The organism is Vibrio sp. St2, from assembly GCF_947311885.1.
GTDB lineage: Bacteria > Pseudomonadota > Gammaproteobacteria > Enterobacterales > Vibrionaceae > Vibrio > Vibrio coralliilyticus.
In genome coordinates this window covers 408617-427986 of the sequence record NZ_CAMZNA010000003.1, presented here as the reverse complement: position 1 = coordinate 427986, position 19370 = coordinate 408617, and the positions used below count along the sequence as shown (strand labels likewise).

Sequence of the window (19370 nt, the reverse complement as noted above, 5' to 3'; positions counted from 1 at the left end):
GCCGGACTTGAACCGGCACAGCGCGAACGCCGAGGGATTTTAAATCCCTTGTGTCTACCAATTCCACCACCAGGGCAACGCAATCATGCGATGGTAACACCATCTCTCACTGGCCTGTGCCGTGAGAACGAGGCGTACTTTAACGGATTGAGATTTGAGATCAATAAAAATTTTGTCTTTTTGATTCAAATGGTTAAAAACCACACTTTACAGAGTAATTGACGATCACTTTGCGCAAAAGATGTGCGCTAAACTCTTTGCCCAATCGTTGCCATACAAAGATGTCTACCCCTGAAAGCTTTATACACTTTGCAATAAATAAATCTTTCTGCTCCATATTAACAAGAGGCTTCAATGTGGTAATCGCAAAAGGTAGCTCTACAAAGCCTGTTCTCTGCCCCGTAGGTAACAAAGCAATAAGTGGGTTTCGATTGTAACCTTTGGTTTTTGTTTCTCCGCTGGTTCAATACGGTTTTGGCAACATACTCACCATGTTGTTGAGCCACATAGCCAATTCTCGCTTTGATAAATTCGCTATTAAGCTGTAGCTAAAGTTCTTTTCAATTTTTAAACCATTACTTTATCCGTCTCATAAATGAACCGAAATCTAAATTCCCTAATTTATTAGAGGATATTTTATAAATATTCGTTAGCCTATCGCAGGAAACAAACTAAACGCTCATTAATCTTGCGTTATTGCTTTCAATTTCAGACAGCGCATTGTGCAAGCTCCTGAAAGCCTAATAATTACAACAATATCCAATCGGAATTTAACAAAGAGATATTCAAGTGAAAAACATCAATACACTTATCGCTCTTGCTGCGGGAAGCCTACTACTCGTAGGCTGCAAAAGTACATCTGAGCACGCGAACTCGCTGCCGAACAATGTCGAATCAACGACAACAGTGGGTACAGTACAGAAAGAGATTCGTCAGGGCATGACGCAAGCAGATGTGGCTTCAGTGCTTGGCTCGCCAAACATCGTTACTGGCGGTGGTACAGACAAAGAAAGCTGGATCTACGACAAAATAAGCACACAAACAGCCTACTCAACCAGTTCCGGTGGCGTTTCTGCGCTCATTCTCGGTGGCAAAGGCGGGAAATATCCACTTCTCGGAGGTGCGTCCGCAGGTTATGAAGAGCAAACTGGCGTGACTTCAACCACTCAGAAGACACTTACAGTAATCATCAACTTTAAAGAAGGGATAGTAGATGACTTTAAGTATCACTCGTCTACGTTCTAGTCACCATCGCTGGCTATTCGCGCTGCTTGTTTTGACGCTATTAGCCGGATGCGCGTCATCGACACGTCCCCAGCAACCAGAAATGACTCAACTTCAAGTACGTCAGATGCAAACCCGTGAGTACTCTGAACAATCGGAGCGAAACGTGCTTCGCGCAGTGATAGGTGCTCTTCAAGACGAAGGCTACATCCTCACTGTTGTCGAGCCAGAACTCGGGTTAGTTACTGCGGCGATGGAATTAGATGAGCTTGATAACGGTACAAAAAGCTTTAATGATTTCTTCTATGGGCCTGGCTCTGGTACCTACCAAACGGTTAGACGTGTAGAAGTTTCAGCAACTGTACAGGAAAAATCCCAGTCAGTTCGTGTTCGTTTGAACATCGTTGCTAAAGCACTGACCAATACTGGCGGCACGTCGTGGTCTCAACCTGTTTATAGTGCCAAAACTTATCAAGATATCTTTTCTAAAGTCGACAAATCTGTATTCTTAACGTCAAACGATTTGTAATCAGCTAATAAACTACAAGGATGTGGTTTTCTATTTAGTATTGAGAAAGTGATTTTATGTGATATGTAATGAGAAGAGTAAAAGAATGGAGGCGCGTCCCGGAGTCGAACCGAGGTCCACGGATTTGCAATCCGCTGCATAGCCACTCTGCCAACGCGCCTTTTCTTTTAACGCTTTAGTTACCCACCGCTGCGTTCGATGCATACTTTACGGATTGAGCGATGAGAGTCAAACAAAAATATCTCTTTCCTGATTGATTGCTGATATTTAAATCAAATGGTTGCTTATTTGATCTAACCTGCGAGTTTTTGCACAACTCAACTCTAATCGTATCCTAATACTGCCCTTTGTGCTTTGGGTAATTTACTCACAATCAGTTCATATGAGCGTTCACAAAGGTCCTGAATCAGTCCATCTTCGACGTCGCCGGGATAGTAAACCGTCACCCAGTGCCTTTTATTTGTATGGTATCCCGGTGTAATGTCTGCGAATTGGAAGGTTAGCACTTCACCATCTTCAGGCTTTACTTTCACAGTTACGTATTCGCGCCCTTCTCTCATCGACAAAATGGCGAACATTTTTCCTTTCACTTTGTAGACTAACGCCTCAGGGCCAAAAGGATAATCAGATTCTGCGCTCATAAAGGTGTCCAGATACTCAGCAAGCTGTTTGTTGTTCATATTCATTCACCTATAAAAAAGGAGCGATAACGCTCCTAGATCCATCATTTACTAACAAGTGCATCTGATTCGAATTGAATACCTTGCCAACCAAACTTAATAAAATTACGGATATTGGCGTGATCGTCGCCGTCTGGATTCTGAAGGACATCTTCACGATAAAAGCGACCAAAGCACGCTAAGGTGTCCTGCTCAGTTAGCTGATTCAACTGAGCGAACGCGAATATTTTGCACGATCCATTGTTTTGGTTGGCTTCATTCTTCGTTTCGCCATTGATGAAAGCTGTTGGCGTAAACTCGTAATTTGCGTCAATCACTGCCATTGACTGTTCAAACTGGACCGTCGCTGGGCTTTGATTCAATTGTTCAATAAATACACTTAATTCCATTTTTCACTCCTGTTAAAACAGATTAAGTCTATGATATTGATTCATAATTAAAAAGGTGTTTATTCCTCAAAAACTCTATAATGGCGCTCTATAATAAACTAACAGTACAGCATTTAGGGAAGAACAAATGGTAGATACACAGCAATGTTTAACCGATCCGGACGCGCAACTAATTGACTTATCAAAGTGGCAGGAAATGGTTAATCTGCTGGCTGATTTATTTGGAGCGGCAACCGGAGCAATCGTCCAACTTAGAAATGACGAGTTTAATGTGGTTGTTTCGAGCCAGAATCCAGATCACTACTTAGAAGCGCAAATGAACTGGCCATGGAACATGACAAGCTTCTGTCGTCATATGATCGAAACACGACAAGATCTCTACGTACCAAGCGCAGCAACCCATGAAGTTTGGTCTGCTGCACCCCCTGTCGCAGAGGGTGCCGTTCGTTCTTATTGCGGAATACCTATTTTTTGGCCAAATGGTAAGCCTTTTGGTTCCATTTGCGTTATCGATACCAATGCAACTTCGTATGACAGAACCCTAATTAGAGTGTTGTGCCAGCTCGCTCGATTGGTCACATTAGATTTAGATACCGCTTGTCGGCTCCAAGAAGCTGAAGAACTCGCCTTAAAAGATGATTTAACTGACACATTTAATCGGCGAGGGTTAACTTTGCTCGGAGAGCAGAAAATAAAAGATGCGCCGAGATATCAGCAAGCTATCGGAATGCTCTACATCGATATTGACAACTTGAAGCAGGTCAATGATAAGGGTGGCCATGAGTCAGGAGACCAGTGCATTCTCATACTAGCTCAAACTTTAAGAGAGGCATGTAGACAAAGTGATGTTATCGCTCGCTTAGGCGGAGATGAATTCGTTGTACTTTCGCTGCTCAATACGCGAAGAGAGCTAAAACAACTCGCGGCTCGGGTTTCGGCTGAGTACCTAGCCCAGACCAAAGACAATGAGTCGTTGAGTTTAACCAGTTTAAGTATTGGCTCTCATATCGAAGACTGTTTTGGTGCCCCCTGCCTTGAAGATCTTATCGCTCAGTCAGACAAAGCTATGTATCAAAATAAACAGAGTAAGAAGTAAAAAGCCGACTCTCAGTGAGTCGGCCATTTGTTTAGTCTTAATACTTAAACTGCGATACTTCCGCATTAAGCTGCTCGGCTTGAGAAGATAGACCTTGCAGCACGTGGTCTACGTCACTGACCTGACTAGACACTGCAGAAGATGCGTCCGCAATCGAAGTAATACTGCCACTAATTTCGTCAGTTACCGCTTTTTGCTCTTCGGTTGCTGCTGCAATCTGCACATTCATTTCATTCAGATCGTTGAGCATGGTAACTATCTGCTCAAGCATACCCGCATTCTGATCACACGTATCCACGCCTTGCGATACCGTATTGTTAGCATTTTCAATACTCTTTGATACTTCGTTGGTTTCTCGTTGCAAGGATTCGATCTTTTCTCGAATTTCTTCTGTTGACGACTGAGTTCGACCAGCAAGGGAGCGAACCTCATCAGCCACAACCGCAAAACCGCGCCCTTGTTCACCCGCTCGCGCCGCCTCAATGGCTGCATTGAGCGCCAGTAGGTTAGTTTGTTCTGCGATACCTTGAATCACATCCAAAACTTCAGCAATTGAATTGCTTTCATGATGCAGACGCCCTATCGCATCGACGGCAGTTTTCATTTCTTCGTTAAGACGTGAAATTTCACTACCAAGGTTACGACCGATTCCAACACCTTCACTACCAGTATCGTTGGCATTTTTCACAAACTCCGCCGCTCGACTTGCAAACTGAGCTACCTCGGCAATCGAAGCACTCATTTCGTTGACGGCAGTAGCAACAGATTCAGTACGATGGTTCTGATCTTGCACTGCATCACGGGTACTATTCATGTTACCTGCCATACTTTGCGTATTGTTGTTCAGATTCTCTGTAGCTTCGGCGAATTTCCTAATAATGTCCTGCAAATGCGTAAACAAGGAGTTAAGTGAAACGGCTAAATCTGTCATTTCATCTTTACCCTCTACATCTAACCTTTCTGTGAGATCATTGTCGCGACTGATTCTCTGGATTTTCTCGCTTGCCACGCGGATTGGTCTCGAAATACTGCTACCAAGGAAATAAGAGACAAGTACAGCAGCGGTTACCCCGACAACAATACTGGTAAGAACGGTCGTGAATTTAGATTGCACCAGCGCGTCTAGATCAGCTAATGCCTCTGCTTTGTCTATCTCGGTCACAATTGCCCACTGTAATCCTGCTGCATCCAGAGGTGAATAAACCGATAGCACTTCTATACCGCGGTAATCATCAACCACTTCAGAACCGCTTTGACCGCGAAAAGCAGCTTTTACGCTTGCCGTATCTACCATCTGTCGACCAATAGCCGAAGACTTACCTTGTATCTGATCCATAATGTTTTTCGAGACACCAGATGCTCTAAGCTCTTCGAAATAGAGTTCTGGCTCTTCGAGGAGAAAACGCGATTCACTACGTAACAAGCTGTCTGGGCCCACAAGATAAGTTTCACCAGAATTACCCAACCCCGCATAACTCCAGTTTTCTCCGAAAGTCATAATGCTATTGATCTTATCCACGGGCATCTGGAAGATAAGAACGCCAATGGTTTGGTTGTCGACTTTTACTGGTGTGGCGATAAAAGAAGCGGCTGCTTCATAGGAAGGGAAATAAGGAGCAAAGTCTTCAAGATGATACTGAGATGCGCCTTTATTCAGCGCATTTTTAAACGCCTTGGCGATACCACTCCCAGCATAAGGACCGGAGTTCAAGTTGGTCGCATAATCAAGCTCTTTAAAAACTGAGTAAACAATGTTGCCGCTGGTATCGACCAAGAAAATATCATAGTAGCCGAACTCTTCCAGAAAGCCTTTGATGCTTGGATGGTACTTACTGTGCACTTTGTCGTAGTCAGTCCCTAACGAGTCAGCCATCATCTGATGTTTCTCACCCAAGGGGTTCGGGTTAACGCCGATATAACGTGCTTGAAGCGCCTTCGCCCTCGGAGACAGCATGTTCAGCTTTTGCAGTTCATTCGCTGAATTACCACCATTTGCTGTTCGGTAGGTAGTGCCAAAATTGGAGGTATAATAATTGGAAAGGCTCGATAGATCACTTGAAGTAACGGACTCTACCGGATAGCGCTCGAAAGTGTCTTTAAAAGCCACCATGGCATCTCTAACTCCAATTGAGTTTGCAGTGGTGACAATCTGACCGCGAATATGCTGAAAGTAGTTCTCTATTTCGCTTTTTTTGTTTTCCCGAATGGAAGTAAGTTGACTAATTGCTCGCTGATAGAGTGCTTGTTCTGATAGCTCAGATGCTCTCCACCCAACGAAAGTCCCTGTCGCGACAACGGCAATACTGCATAACAAAGTCGAAGCCAACACTATTTTAGTGGCAATCTTCATAACCGAACCTCTTTGCGGAAAATCCATCTCCGCCTCTGTTTATTCAGAAGAGTCTTGCCAGCTGACGTACTATTTATATGCATTTAGTGATATAAGTGTAAGCACAAAAAATGAACTTTTCGATGAGCCCTCAACGGTTTATCCGCAGGTTGAGAGAGGTAAAAGTCGACTTAAATCACTAACTACCTAATATATAAGGCTAAAGCAAACCTCAACCTTACCCACTAAGTGGTAACAAACACTGGTTTGACCTGTGATATTTACCGCAAAAATATTGAAATTGACCTTATAGCCACTCGATATACACCCATCAATCATTTAATGATGAGCAATATGATTACGTGGTTGTGTGAAAGCCAAATATCGATACCTTTCGAACAACTTTGGCACTGATTTTGTCGCCCAAAAGAAAGTTTTTAGACAATTTTTGCAAAAAATTCCGGATAATATTCTTGTAAAATTCCTTAAATCGATAGTGAATATTTTCAGATTTCGACATTCCGACTCAAAAAAACCAGCACTTTCATCTGTTTTTTAACGTTTGTAAGGATTAGTTTACTCTAGAAAATCGACTCAAATCAGGCGTTATTTAACATTTTGGTTACACTTAAATTAACTGGCACAACCAAGATTCATCACTGGATATATTACTTATATCAGTGTGAAAGAATGCATCTAACCAATTCTCTAGAATAGTATTTCGAATTGAGAACAAAGTCAGAATGCCATTAAAGTGGTTTTGCCCGGAGGATGTTAATTAATTGCTGCCAAAGAATGCAGCGCAACAAGGAGCTTGAGATGAACGTTCAGGCCTTACCCATGAGTCGATTTATCGATCACCATGGACAAGTCGTTAAACCACTCCCAGAGTGGGCTGATGCTGCGACACTGAAAAAGTTCTATTGCGACATGGTTGTCGCACGCACCTACGACAATAAAGCTGTCGCCTTACAAAGAACCGGAAAGCTAGGAACCTACCCTTCACACTTGGGTGCAGAGGCCTTTGGTATTGCCATAGGTCACGCATTGCGTGTGCAAGACGTCTTCGTCCCCTATTATCGTGATATGCCCGCTATGTGGGTTCGCGGTATTGGCATGGAAAAAAACCTCCAATACTGGGGTGGCGACGAGCGCGGTAGTGACTTCTGCCCAGAAGATAGCCATATATCATGCCGGGACTTACCTTTCTGCGTACCTATTGCGACTCAATGTACACACGCTGTCGGCGTGGCGGCGGCATTGAAAATTGATGGTAACCACAATGCAGCACTTGTTACTTGTGGTGACGGTGCAACGTCTAAAGGTGATTTCCTTGAGTCCATCAACTGTGCAGGTGCTTGGAATATTCCGTTAGTGTTTGTCGTCAATAATAACCAATGGGCGATTTCAGTACCACGTGCCCTACAATGTGCTGCTGATTTTCTTTCAGAGAAAGCAAAAGGCGCTGGCATACCTGGTATCACGGTTGACGGCAATGACGTTGTTGCCATGTTCGACGCGATTGCAACCGCATTAGACAGAGCAAGAAAAGGGAAAGGCGCGACTTTGATTGAAGCAGTAAGTTATCGACTCAGTGACCATACCACTGCGGATGACGCTAGTCGCTATCGCAGCACAGATGAGCTCAATCAGGCCTGGCAATTTGAACCTATTCTCCGCCTCAAAAACTACTTGATTCAACAGGGCCACTGGTCCGAAGAAGAAGAGCAAGCTCTACTAGAACAAGCTAGAGTCGAAGTCGAAAAAGCCGTTGAACGCTACCTTAACCTTCCACCTCAAGCTCCAGAATCTGCCTTTGATTACCTGTATGAATCTCCTGTTACAGAACTCAATAAACAAAGGGATGAACTGATCAACAAAGCGATGCGAATGCAGGGAGGCAAACATGTCTGAGATTACACTGGTTGAGGCAGTCAACCTCGCCTTGCATCATGAAATGAGCAAAGACGCTAAAGTAGTTGTCCTAGGTGAAGACGTCGGCGATAACGGCGGTGTGTTTCGTGCAACTGTAGGCCTGAAAGAGAAATTCGGCCTGAAACGAGTGATCGATACACCGCTAGCAGAAGCATTAATTGGCGGTGTCAGCGTTGGCATGGCAACCCAGGGCTTGAGGCCTGTGGCAGAGTTTCAATTCCAAGGCTTCGTTTTTCCTGCTATGGAGCATCTGATGTGTCATGCGGCACGTATGCGAAATCGTACACGTGGCCGACTCACCTGCCCTGCCGTTTTTCGAGCGCCATTTGGCGGTGGTATCCACGCTCCTGAGCATCATTCGGAAAGTGTCGAAGCACTGTTTGCTCACATTCCCGGTTTCAGAGTCGTGATTCCATCGTCACCTCAACGAGCTTACGGCTTATTGCTCGCGGCTATTCGTAGCAACGATCCTGTTATGTTCTTTGAACCTAAGCGTATCTACCGCACCGTCAAATCTAACGTAGTAGATAATGGCGAAGCACTGCCACTAGACAGCTGTTTCACTCTTCGAAAAGGTCGAGATCTGACGCTTGTCACATGGGGCGCATGCGTGGTTGAGTCACTGCAAGCTGCGCAAACCTTGTCAGAACAGGGTATTGAAGCGGAGGTGATTGATCTTGCTAGCATCAAGCCTATCGACATGGACACCATCTTGAAATCACTCGACAAAACAGGTCGCTTACTCGTCGTTCATGAAGCGAGTAAAACCTGTGGTGTCGGTGCGGAAATCATCGCTAGAACTGCTGAGCACGCGATGTGTACCTTAAAAGCGCCACCAAAGCGTGTCACTGGTATGGATACGGTCATGCCTTATTACAGAAATGAAGACTATTTTATGATTCAGGAAGAAGACATTGTTATCGCAGCTAAAGAACTCGTGGAGGGATGGAAATGAGATCATTTTTACTGCCAGATCTTGGTGAAGGGCTTGCGGAATCGGAAATTGTACAGTGGCATGTAAACGTCGGTGACATGGTTAAAGTCGATCAAATTATTTTGACCGTTGAGACTGCGAAAGCCGTCGTAGAAGTACCTGCACCATACAGTGGTAAAATAGTCAGTCGTCATGGAGAAGAAGGCGACGTTATCAATATTGGTAGCTTGCTTCTAGAAATTGAAGAAGAAGGTGCTACGAATAAAGTCGAATCAAAACAAAAGGACGCTGCTACTGTTGTTGGCAACGTGTCCAGTAAAACCCATCAAGTTGATGTAGATGACTTCTGGATTGGTGCCTCTCACAATACTGGTGAAGACTCACCGCTTACCGCAATGCCTTCTGCACGTTTATTGGCGAAAAAGCTGGGTGTAGATTTACTGCATGTTAAAGGCAGTGGTCACGATGGCATGATCACTGATGCGGACATCTACGAAGAAGCGGGTAAACAACAACCTGGAACAGAAGTGCTTAAGGGTGCTCGCCGAACTATGGTGGGAACCATGGCGGAGTCGCATCACAATGTCGCTTCTGTCACCATTACCGAAGAAGCGCTACTTGAAAACTGGAACAAAGGCGAAGACATTTCAGGTCGCCTGATTCAGGCGGTAGTTCATGCTTGTGAAAAAGAACCTGCGCTCAACGCCTGGTTTGACGCAGAAACTATGACACGCTGTGTGCATAGTGCCGTGAACATCGGTATCGCTGTTGACAGTAGCCATGGCTTGTATGTCCCTGTTTTGCGTAACGCGAACGAAGTGAAGACAGAAGACATCCGTTCTTGGCTAAATGAGACCGTGACGGGCATTCGTGACAGAAAGATTGGCCGTGAACAATTGCAACATGCGACGATCACGCTGTCTAACTTCGGGGCCATCGCAGGTATCTATGCTACTCCGGTTGTTTCTCCGCCTCAGGTCGCGATTGTCGGCGCCGGTCGCATCATCGAGAAAGTGGTGATGCGAAACAACGAAGCCGTCGCAGTAAAAGCAATGCCACTGTCAGTAACCTTTGACCATAGAGCGTGTACTGGCGGTGAAGCTGCTCGCTTTACCAAGCTTCTGGTGGAACACTTGGAAATGAAACTTGATTAAGTTCTCGCCGTAACCTGGTTGCGGCCATTTTCCTTAGCGCTATAGAGTGCCTGATCTGCGCGCTCTATAGCGGTTTGCCAATCATCCTCCCCATTAAATTGAGTCACTCCAAAGCTCGCTGTGCAAGAGTCCACGTTGGTAGGCAGCATCCTTGCTCTTTTAATCGCTTCTCTTAGTTTCTCTGCCACAATGACCGCTTTCTCGACATCAGTGTTAGGGAGCAAAACCAGAAATTCTTCACCACCATAACGAAAACTTAAGTCATCTTTTCGCGTTTGAAGAATTAGTAGCTTCCCTGTCGTTCGAAGCACGCGATCTCCCGCTTGGTGGCCATAGGTGTCATTGACTTTTTTGAAGTGATCAATATCAAGCAGCAACACAGACAAAGGCTGCTTATGTCGACTCGATCTGGCTATTTCTTTTGGCAGTAATTCTTCTAATGCACGACGATTGTAGAGCTGAGTCAACTCGTCTTTGATCGAAGTATCATAGATAGTCGCGACCAGCCGCCCTGTTAGCATCCATGTCACTGAAAATCCAATAAAGATGATCATAAGGAGTGTACTGACAAACGCCAATTGATGAGCCATCCCTGAAATCATGAAGTCGTCAATCCGTTCCTCAAATAGCGTCCAGATAAAGCGGAACAGGTTATATCCTCCCTGCGTCGCCAACCCCAAAGAAAGCAGAAACTTAGAAGGCGTAATGTCTGTACTTTTGCCCTTTTGATTGGCGAGGATAGCAATGAAGCACAAGCTCGACACATAGACAGTCATCAAAATTACGCGCGCATTAGTGGACGGCATAAAGAACGTGAAATAGGTTAGCCCGACTATCAGTATCGGAAAGCTGTAGAAGCCTATATTGGCTATGATCCGGGGGAACCTTCTAAACTGGCATACTCCCAATAGCAAAATAATATAGCTAAACGCCATTAAGGAGTTAGCGAGTATCTTAGAGACCCAATGTGTGATTTGATTACCGAAGCTAAGGAGAAAGAAACTAACCGACAGAAGTAGCAACGCAGAAGCTATCGTGCTGATGCCACTGACGCTGGGTTGTAGTTGTTGAATCAACAACAATCCTATGCAATAGCACAAAGACAATAATACACAGATGATAGACAACGTGGTTATATCTAAGTGTATGCCCATAGAGCCTCCCCCACTATGCACCTAGTAGATTTAGTTTAGGAGACTTATTGATAGTTTACTCATAAAAACGCCCGCTAAATTAGCGGACGTTCTGTTTTGGCTTTAGATAGAATTGGTTAGCTCTGGTAGGATTTCAAACAAGTCACCGACCAATCCGTAGTCAGCAATCTGAAAGATCGGAGCCTCTGGGTCACTATTGATAGCCACAATCACCTTAGAATCTTTCATCCCTGCCAAGTGCTGAATCGCCCCTGAAATCCCGACTGCAATATAAAGCTCAGGTGCGACGATTTTGCCTGTCTGACCGACCTGAAGATCATTAGAAACAAACCCTGCATCTACAGCAGCACGTGACGCGCCAATAGCACCACCTAACTTGTCAGCAAGTTGCTCAACCATAACAAAGTTTTCTTTACTACCAAGCCCTCGCCCACCAGAAACAACGACTCTTGCCGCTGGTAAATCAGGACGAGCACTTTCTGTTTTCTGACGCTCCACCAGCTCCGACAGATCGTTGCCTATGTTGATATCAACCGGCTTGATTTCAGCTAATGAGCTATCGTCCATTTTTGCTGATTCAAATGCAGAACTGCGCACCGTGATGACTTTAATTCGGTCTGATGACTTAACTTTAGCCAGTGCATTGCCCGCATAAACAGATCTGATTACCGTATCGTCAGATACAATTTCAATCACATCTGACAATTGTCCCACGTCAAGCAATGCCGCAACTCTTGGCATGAGGTTTTTGCCGAACGTCGTTGCAGGAGCAAACACATGAGAAAAGTCCGCCCCAACCTGTTGCACCAACTCTGCACAGTTTTCAGCCAGTTGGTTTTGGTAGATTTCTGAATCGGCCACCAACACCTCGTTGACAATCTCAACTTTAGCAACCTGATCAACAACTGCCTGACATCCACAACCCACTACGAGCGCACTGACTTCATTATCTAAAGAAGAAGCAGCCGACAGAGCTTTCAGCGTGTCTGCAATCAAGGTCTGATTATCGTGCTCGACAATAACTAACGTTTTCGCATTCATACTCATTTCCTCACAGCACCTTGGCTTCATTCTTAAGCTTGTCGACCAGTTCACTCACGCTGGTCACCATTTCTCCAGCAGAGCGCTCTGCTGGCGCCATGATTTCGCTGATTTCCTGACTACGTACTAGCGCGATCCCTAAATCATCGGCGGATATAACATCCAGCGGCTTTTTCTTGGCTTTCATGATGTTAGGCAACGAAGCATAACGCGGCTCATTAAGACGTAGATCAGTGCTGATAATGGCAGGTAATGTAAGTTTCACTGTTTCCAAACCGCCATCGACTTCTCTTGTCACACTAACTTGCTCACCCTCAACAATAACTTCCGAGGCAAATGTCCCCTGCGGGCGACCAGTTAACGCGCCAAGCATTTGCGCAACCTGGTTATTATCTGTATCAATTGATTGTTTGCCTAGAAGAACAATACCCGGTTGCTCTTGCTCCATTAGTGCTTTCAGCAACTTCGCCACAACAAGTGGTTCTGGTGAACCATCTGCTTCCACATGAATGGCTCGGTCAGCACCTAACGCAAGCGCGCCTCTCAAGTTTTCCTGGCTTGCTGCATCGCCAATCGAGACTACGATCACCTCTTCTGCGACACCGGATTCTTTTAGACGAACCGCTTCTTCCACGGCAATTTCACAGAATGGATTCATCGACATTTTGACGTTGTTGGTTTCAACACCACTGCCATCACTCTTCACCCTCACTTTGACATAAGGATCAATCACTCGCTTTATGGCTACTAGTACTTTCACATCTCCTCCTTGGTGCTAAAAGCATTTTTCAGAACGATAACAAGTTGATAAATCATAGTTTTATGATTAGCCCAATCTTTTTACTTAACGGCTTAAGATCTCATTAAACATGTTTCATGTCGGATTTTTTGCCTATACTCAGCTTAGTAAAGTTTACGTTTACGTCAACTGCACTATATTTATCTATAAGAATTAATTGGCAAGGTAGGTTTACACCATGGAAAGAGAATGTATGGAGTTTGATGTCGTCGTCGTCGGGGCCGGGCCTGCGGGGTTGTCGACCGCAATCAAACTCGCCCAACTCAGCAAAATCAACGAAGTACCTCTATCAATCTGTGTTGTTGAAAAAGGGGCTGAAGTCGGTGCACATATACTTTCAGGTGCGATTTTTGAAACCAAAGCATTAGATGAACTTTTCCCTGACTGGAAAGAACTTGGTGCGCCAATCAATAATCCCGTCACCCGCGATGAGTTCATGTATATGACGACGGAAAGCAATCACATCAAGATGCCTGCATTTGTTACTCCCAAGCTAATGCACAACAGTTCCGACAATCACGTCATCAGTCTGGCGAACTTGTGTCGCTGGCTTGGTCAGAAAGCCGAAGAACTCGAGATTGAGGTCTATCCAGGTTTTGCCGCCGCTAGCGTGAATTATGATGAATCAGGTGCCGTAACGGGCATCAACACATCCGATATGGGTCTGAATAAATCAGGAGAACAAAAGCCAACCTTTGAAGCTGGGATAGAACTGAAAGCCAAATACACTGTGTTTGCCGAAGGTGCACGCGGTCACTTGGGCAAACAGCTCATTAGCAAGTTCAACCTCAATGAGGGTCGACAACCGCAACACTACGCCCTTGGATTAAAAGAAATCTGGCAACTCCCTCCGGACAGCGAGATCCATAAGGCAGGTAGTGTGCTTCATGGCGCAGGTTGGCCTTTGAACGAAACAGACTCTAGCGGTGGTAGTTTTCTTTACCATCTAGAAGATAACCAAGTCGTCGTCGGGTTGATCATTGATTTAAACTACTCGAACCCATACCTCAGCCCATTCGATGAGTTTCAACGTTTTAAGCATCACCCTGTGATTCGACAATACCTCGAAGGCGGTGAACGGATTTCGTATGGTGCAAGAGCGATTGCTAAAGGCGGTTTTGACTCATTACCTAAACAGCAATTTCCGGGTGGGCTGTTGATTGGCTGTGACGCTGGAACGCTGAATTCAGGAAAAATCAAAGGCAGTCATACTGCTATGAAATCCGGCATGCTCGCTGCCGAAGCGGTTTTTGACGCACTCCAAGCAGACGGAGGCCAGAGAGAAGCCGATTATCAAAGTCTGTTTGAGTCATCTTGGCTGTTTGACGAGCTAAAACAGAGCCGAAACTTTGCTTCTTCAATCCACAAATATGGTGCGATTATGGGAGGCGCTTTGGCCACATTCGAACAAAACATCTGGCAATCTCTGTTTCACAAGGAAGCACCGTGGACGATTTCCGATCCGCAAGCCGATTACCTGTCGATGAAAGAGATTTCCCAATGCAACGCGATTGATTACCCTAAACCCGATGGCAAACTGAGTTTTGACAAGCCCTCTTCTGTTTACCTTTCCGGCGCACAACATGAAGAAGACCAGCCTTGTCATCTGATTATCGCCAGTGAAAGTATTCCTATCGAAAATCATCTTCCTCTTTTTGATGAGCCTAGTCAGCGATACTGCCCTGCAGGCGTGTACGAAATTGTCACGGTTGATAATACGCGCAAGCTACAGATCAATGCCGCTAACTGTTTGCATTGCAAAACCTGCGACATAAAAGATCCTTCGCAAAATATCACTTGGCTCCCGCCAGAAGGTGGCGGTGGTCCCAATTATCAGAATATGTAACTGCTTTTCGCAAGAAATCCAGCACTTAGTGAAAGTGATCAAAGTTTCTATTTCTTACGTATATGAGAATGTCTCTCAACTACAAACCGTGAGGAATAAATATGATTAAACGTAGTGTTGGAATTCTTGCTGTTGTTTTTGGTGCAATCAGCTTCGGAGCTCAAGCAAGCGCAGAATGTTCTGTTTCTGTTGATGCGAACGACATGATGCAGTTCTCAACTAACAGCATTAGCGTCCCGTCTAGCTGTAAAGAAGTCACACTAACGTTGAACCATACAGGTAAGCTGGCTGCAACCTCTATGGGACACAACGTGGTTATTGCTGATACAGCGAATGTTCAGGCTGTGGGCACGGAAGGTATGTCTGCGGGCGCGGCGAACAACTACGTCAAACCAGATGATGCACGTGTTTACGCGTTCACCAAAATCATTGGTGGTGGTGAAAGCACTTCAGTGACATTCAGTACAGAAAAAATGAGTCCAGGTGGTGACTACACCTTCTTCTGTTCTTTCCCTGGCCACTGGGCAATTATGAAAGGGAAGTTCGAGTTGAAATAACTCATTTCCAAAACAAGAAAGGCACGTAACTCACGTGCCTTTTTAACGTTTGAAAGCTTAAGCTTTACATGAATATCCCGCCGTCAACTTCAAATACACGCGCATTCACGTAGTCATTCTCAAAGATAAACTTAGCCGTATTAGCAATTTCTTTGGGATCGCCCATCCGACCCACAGGTACCATTCTTTCCAGACGCTCACGCGCTTCTGGTTTCATCGCTCCCGTCATCGATGTCTCAATCACACCAGGTGCAATAGCGGCCGCTCGAATACCGTACCTTGCCAGCTCTTTACCCCAAGTCGCCGCCAGAGTCGCTACAGCTGCTTTAGACGCCGCATAGTTTGTCTGACCGATGTTTCCAGCACGAGCAACGCTAGAAATGTTGATGATGACCCCTTTCCGGTTGGAATTGATCATCTGAACCGCTGCTTCTCGTCCACACAAAAACGTTCCAGTAAGGTTCACGTCAATCACGGAGTTGAATTGCTCAAGCGACATTTTAGTCATCTCACCATCTTTGACTTTCACCAGTAAACCATCACGAAGAATACCAGCGTTGTTGATGAGGCCGTCTAACTGTCCAAAATCAGTGACAATGTCACTGAAGACCTGCTCAACTTCATGCTCGTCTGTCACATTCGCTTTGTAAGTCAGTGCTTTAACCCCGAGCATGTTGCACTGTTCTTTGGTATCCATCAGGGCTTCTTCGTTAACATCCAATAGGGCCAGTTCTGCGCCAGCTTGCGCTAGTGTGATAGCCATCATCTGGCCTAAGCCTTGCCCTGCACCAGTAATCGCTATTACGCTCTGTTTTAGATCCATCGGCGAACTCCGTTACTTTTTAGATTGATAAAACTCGAACAAACTTGAAAAGTCTAGCTCTTCATTGCCATTTGCGTTGTGAAAAGCATACAGATTTCGGGCTAAAGAACCCATCGGCACGGAAGATTGACTCTGCGCAGCAGTATCCAGTCCTAACCCCAAGTCTTTAAGCATCAGTTTACTCATAAAACCTGGCTTAAATTCGTTGCTAGCAGGTGCTGTTTCCATCACACCTGGGCAAGGGTTATATAATTCAAGTGCCCAGTTTCGGCCAGAGCTCTGCAGCATGATGTTAGAAAGGACTTTCGGGTCCAATCCATTATCAATGCCTAGGTTAAGTGCTTCACACGTCCCTGACATAAGAATACCCAACATCAGGTTGTTGCAGATTTTACCCATCTGTCCATCACCTGCTTTACCAGCATGGAAGATGTTTTTGCCCATATGTTTAAGCACAGACTCTGCTTTTTCAAAGGCACCGTCTGAACCTCCGACGATGAAGGTCAGCGTCCCCGCTTTTGCCCCTGCCACACCGCCAGACACAGGTGCATCAACAAAATCAAGCCCCTTATCTGCCGCACACTGCGCAACAATGCGAGCTGACTGGGGATCAATAGTTGAAGAGTCGATAAGAAAAGTGCCATCTTCAACCATATTTAATAAGCCAACACCACCGCTATGGTCGCCAAGATATACCGCTCGTACATGCTCGCCAGCAGGTAACATCGTTACCACCGTATCTGCGCCTTTGACGGCATCTTCCACTGTGGGAGCAGCAACGGCACCCGCGGACTCCAGTTTTTTTACTGCTTCAGGCATTAAATCGAACACCTGCACTTTCAAACCTGCAGCAAGTAAGTTTTCGGCCATCGGGCCGCCCATATTACCTAAACCTATAAACGCTATGGTACTCATGAATTATTTCCTTCTTTCCCTGCTCGTAGAGCTTAGTAATGGCCCAGTTGTGCCAACGGGTGCGACTTTTCATCCCAAAGAGATGTAAACAAGGTATCAATCACGGCTTCATCGACATTATCGACACGGCTGAACTGCCATTTAGGCTCACCATCTTTATCAATCAGTCTGGCTCTGACGCCCTCTCGGAATTCTCCTAACAGCCCAGAACGTACCGAGAGATTCAATTCAAGACGAAAACAATCGGCTAATGACAGATCTTTGTATCGATTCAACTGCCTGAAACAAATATGGGATGTGATCGGGCTGCCTGAGGCATGATTTCTTTTCGCAACGTCGAGCCACTTACTTTGGCCTTCCAGATCCAGAATGTTTTTACTTACTTCTACAACATCACTAGCGCTGCACGCGCGTTGGATATCCTGCATAAAGGGTTGCATTTGCGGGTCTGGCTTGTGGCCGTTAACTTTGTCACCGAATTCAATGAGCAAGTCTGTCACCGCTTCATAAGCGTCTTCCTGCTCGTCCCAGAGTAAAGATAACAAGCGCTCAACCAGCGACTCTTTCTCTTCTGAAAGCACCATGTGGTCAGCTAAATTTACATCAAGCGCATCGCTACCGTTGATCATCACTCCCGTTAAACCGAGGAATAACCCTACCCCAGGTTCAAGCCGGTTAAGGAACCATGTGGCCCCGACATCAGGATACAGACCAATACTCACTTCAGGCATGGCCAAGCGCGTTGATGGCGTCACCACTTTGTGGCTAGAGCCCATGTAAAGGCCCATTCCGCCACCCATGATGATGCCTTCACCCCACGCGATAATTGGCTTGCAATAGGTGTGGATCAGATAGTCACATTCGTACTCAAGTTTGAAAAAAGTGGTACAGAACGCTTCGATTTCCTGACCGGATTTATCTCGCATGACATCATGCATGGTGCGTACATCACCACCAGCGCAGAACGCTTTCTCGCCTTGCCCTTCCAACAAGACACAAGCAATACTGTCGTCTTCTTGCCAGCTTTCGAGTTTCTCTTTGAGCAAAGCTAACATGTCATAGGTCAGTGCATTCAGTGAGGGCGCATTATCAAGAGTCGCCACACCAATCTTGGTATTCCCGTCTTGGCATGGCAGCTCTTTAAAATGAACGGTTGCTGTCATAGTGCCTCCTAGCCATTTTTCCATTGAGGTTGACGTTTTTCTAGGAACGCGTTGACACCTTCTGTTTGATCTTGAGTGTCAAACAACTGAATAAACAGTTCACGTTCCTTCATCAAACCGTGTGCTAGTGGGCTCGTCCTTGTGTTTTGTATCAAAGATTTACAAGCCGTGACCGAAGACGGAGATTGATTTGCCACTATTTCTGCAAGGCTAATTGCCGCATCAAGAGCATTCCCTTTACTGACAACCTCTTCAACCAGCTTGATGCTGAGTGCTTTTGCTGCATCAATCTGTTCACCGCACAAGATAACGCGTTTCGCCCACCCTTCACCGACAAGCGCCGTCAGGTTTTGCGTACCACCAGCACAAGGCAATAGGCCAACTTTGGCTTCTGGAAGTGCCATAACCGCCTGTTCTTCCGCAATTCGAATGTCACACGCTAATGCCACTTCCAGGCCGCCCCCCATCGCATAGCCATTAATGGCGGCAATGGAAACACCACGGAATGCAGATAAGGTTTCAAATGCCTCACCAAACAAGCGCGACATATCTACTGCGACAGATTTATCACCATCTGCAAACAATTTTAAATCAGCGCCGGCAGAGAAGAACTTCTCACCCTGCCCGGTAATGACTAGGGCGTAAACGCCTTTATTCTCGTTAAGATCTAAGACGAGTTGTTTCAATTGAGCCAGACTTTGCGCCGTCCATGTATTCGCTGGAGGGTTGTTCATAGTAACGACTGCGACATGGTTGCGAATCGTGTGTTGAATGGTACTTCCTTCTGAATGATTCATCGTTG

18 protein-coding genes and 1 tRNA gene are annotated in these 19370 nt (G+C 45.6%); 8 read left to right on the top strand and 11 right to left on the bottom strand.

Annotated features, from left to right (window positions below; translation table 11 throughout):
• Nucleotides 1-789 precede the first annotated feature (789 nt).
• Nucleotides 790-1245, top strand: a complete 456-nt coding sequence (locus QMA41_RS13735; protein WP_006960853.1) for a hypothetical protein — start codon at nucleotides 790-792, stop codon at nucleotides 1243-1245.
• Nucleotides 1214-1753, top strand: a complete 540-nt coding sequence (locus QMA41_RS13730) for a hypothetical protein (protein WP_019276210.1) — start codon at nucleotides 1214-1216, stop codon at nucleotides 1751-1753. The genes QMA41_RS13735 and QMA41_RS13730 overlap by 32 nt, the downstream gene beginning before the upstream one ends.
• A gap of 86 nt (nucleotides 1754-1839) precedes the next feature.
• Here the strand turns inward: QMA41_RS13730 and QMA41_RS13725 are convergent.
• From QMA41_RS13725 to QMA41_RS13715, 3 genes are all read right to left on the bottom strand, one after another.
• Nucleotides 1840-1913 (bottom strand) — tRNA-Cys (locus QMA41_RS13725).
• A gap of 163 nt (nucleotides 1914-2076) precedes the next feature.
• Entirely contained in the window at nucleotides 2077-2433 is a 357-nt protein-coding gene (locus QMA41_RS13720; RefSeq protein ID WP_281629955.1) for an MmcQ/YjbR family DNA-binding protein, read from the bottom strand.
• A 44-nt stretch (nucleotides 2434-2477) separates the two neighbouring features.
• Nucleotides 2478-2822 (bottom strand): HopJ type III effector protein, encoded by a 345-nt coding sequence (locus QMA41_RS13715; RefSeq protein ID WP_006960850.1) that lies wholly within the window; start codon nucleotides 2820-2822, stop codon nucleotides 2478-2480.
• A 127-nt stretch (nucleotides 2823-2949) separates the two neighbouring features.
• Between QMA41_RS13715 and QMA41_RS13710 the strand changes: the two genes are divergently transcribed.
• Nucleotides 2950-3918 carry a sensor domain-containing diguanylate cyclase gene (locus QMA41_RS13710; RefSeq protein ID WP_281629954.1) on the top strand — a complete coding sequence of 323 codons (969 nt, stop codon included), beginning with the start codon at nucleotides 2950-2952 and terminating at the stop codon, nucleotides 3916-3918.
• A 37-nt stretch (nucleotides 3919-3955) separates the two neighbouring features.
• Here the strand turns inward: QMA41_RS13710 and QMA41_RS13705 are convergent, their stop codons facing one another.
• Complete coding sequence (locus QMA41_RS13705) at nucleotides 3956-6268, bottom strand: methyl-accepting chemotaxis protein (protein ID WP_281629953.1); 2313 nt, start codon at nucleotides 6266-6268, stop codon at nucleotides 3956-3958.
• A gap of 798 nt (nucleotides 6269-7066) precedes the next feature.
• On the opposite strand from QMA41_RS13705, the gene pdhA reads away from it, so the two are divergent.
• From pdhA to QMA41_RS13690, 3 genes are read left to right on the top strand one after another with little or no spacing between them, the layout of a single operon-like run.
• The gene (pdhA, locus tag QMA41_RS13700) at nucleotides 7067-8161 is read left to right on the top strand and encodes a pyruvate dehydrogenase (acetyl-transferring) E1 component subunit alpha (RefSeq protein WP_281629952.1); all 1095 of its coding nucleotides are present in this window, start codon (nucleotides 7067-7069) and stop codon (nucleotides 8159-8161) included.
• Complete coding sequence (locus tag QMA41_RS13695) at nucleotides 8154-9137, top strand: alpha-ketoacid dehydrogenase subunit beta (RefSeq protein ID WP_006960846.1); 984 nt, start codon at nucleotides 8154-8156, stop codon at nucleotides 9135-9137. The genes pdhA and QMA41_RS13695 overlap by 8 nt, the downstream gene beginning before the upstream one ends.
• Nucleotides 9134-10270, top strand: a complete 1137-nt coding sequence (locus QMA41_RS13690) for a dihydrolipoamide acetyltransferase family protein (RefSeq protein WP_029236159.1) — start codon at nucleotides 9134-9136, stop codon at nucleotides 10268-10270. The genes QMA41_RS13695 and QMA41_RS13690 overlap by 4 nt, the downstream gene beginning before the upstream one ends.
• Here the strand turns inward: QMA41_RS13690 and QMA41_RS13685 are convergent.
• From QMA41_RS13685 to QMA41_RS13675, 3 genes are all read right to left on the bottom strand, one after another.
• Nucleotides 10267-11346 (bottom strand): GGDEF domain-containing protein, encoded by a 1080-nt coding sequence (locus tag QMA41_RS13685; protein ID WP_021455866.1) that lies wholly within the window; start codon nucleotides 11344-11346, stop codon nucleotides 10267-10269. The two genes, QMA41_RS13690 and QMA41_RS13685, sit on opposite strands and share 4 nt — an antisense overlap.
• Nucleotides 11347-11526: 180 nt before the next feature.
• Entirely contained in the window at nucleotides 11527-12465 is a 939-nt protein-coding gene (locus QMA41_RS13680; RefSeq protein ID WP_281629951.1) for an FAD-binding protein, read from the bottom strand.
• 10 nt (nucleotides 12466-12475) lie between these two features.
• A complete protein-coding gene (locus QMA41_RS13675; protein WP_281629950.1) occupies nucleotides 12476-13225 on the bottom strand; it encodes an electron transfer flavoprotein subunit beta/FixA family protein in 750 nt (249 codons plus the stop codon).
• A gap of 217 nt (nucleotides 13226-13442) precedes the next feature.
• Between QMA41_RS13675 and QMA41_RS13670 the strand changes: the two genes are divergently transcribed.
• Both QMA41_RS13670 and azu read left to right on the top strand, forming a co-directional pair.
• The gene (locus tag QMA41_RS13670) at nucleotides 13443-15110 is read left to right on the top strand and encodes an electron transfer flavoprotein-ubiquinone oxidoreductase (RefSeq protein WP_281629949.1); all 1668 of its coding nucleotides are present in this window, start codon (nucleotides 13443-13445) and stop codon (nucleotides 15108-15110) included.
• Between the two features lie 101 nt (nucleotides 15111-15211).
• The gene (azu, locus tag QMA41_RS13665) at nucleotides 15212-15667 is read left to right on the top strand and encodes an azurin (protein WP_171349003.1); all 456 of its coding nucleotides are present in this window, start codon (nucleotides 15212-15214) and stop codon (nucleotides 15665-15667) included.
• 64 nt (nucleotides 15668-15731) lie between these two features.
• On the opposite strand, the gene QMA41_RS13660 is transcribed toward azu, so the two are convergent.
• The 4 genes from QMA41_RS13660 to QMA41_RS13645 are packed head-to-tail and all read right to left on the bottom strand — an operon-like array spanning nucleotide 15732 to nucleotide 19365.
• Nucleotides 15732-16490, bottom strand: a complete 759-nt coding sequence (locus tag QMA41_RS13660) for an SDR family oxidoreductase (protein ID WP_281629948.1) — start codon at nucleotides 16488-16490, stop codon at nucleotides 15732-15734.
• Nucleotides 16491-16502: 12 nt separating this feature from the next.
• Complete coding sequence (mmsB, locus tag QMA41_RS13655) at nucleotides 16503-17405, bottom strand: 3-hydroxyisobutyrate dehydrogenase (protein WP_281629947.1); 903 nt, start codon at nucleotides 17403-17405, stop codon at nucleotides 16503-16505.
• Nucleotides 17406-17437: 32 nt separating this feature from the next.
• Nucleotides 17438-18568 (bottom strand): enoyl-CoA hydratase/isomerase family protein, encoded by a 1131-nt coding sequence (locus QMA41_RS13650; protein WP_281629946.1) that lies wholly within the window; start codon nucleotides 18566-18568, stop codon nucleotides 17438-17440.
• Between the two features lie 8 nt (nucleotides 18569-18576).
• Nucleotides 18577-19365, bottom strand: coding sequence for an enoyl-CoA hydratase (locus QMA41_RS13645; RefSeq protein WP_281629945.1), 789 nt, complete (start codon nucleotides 19363-19365; stop codon nucleotides 18577-18579).
• Nucleotides 19366-19370 lie beyond the last annotated feature (5 nt).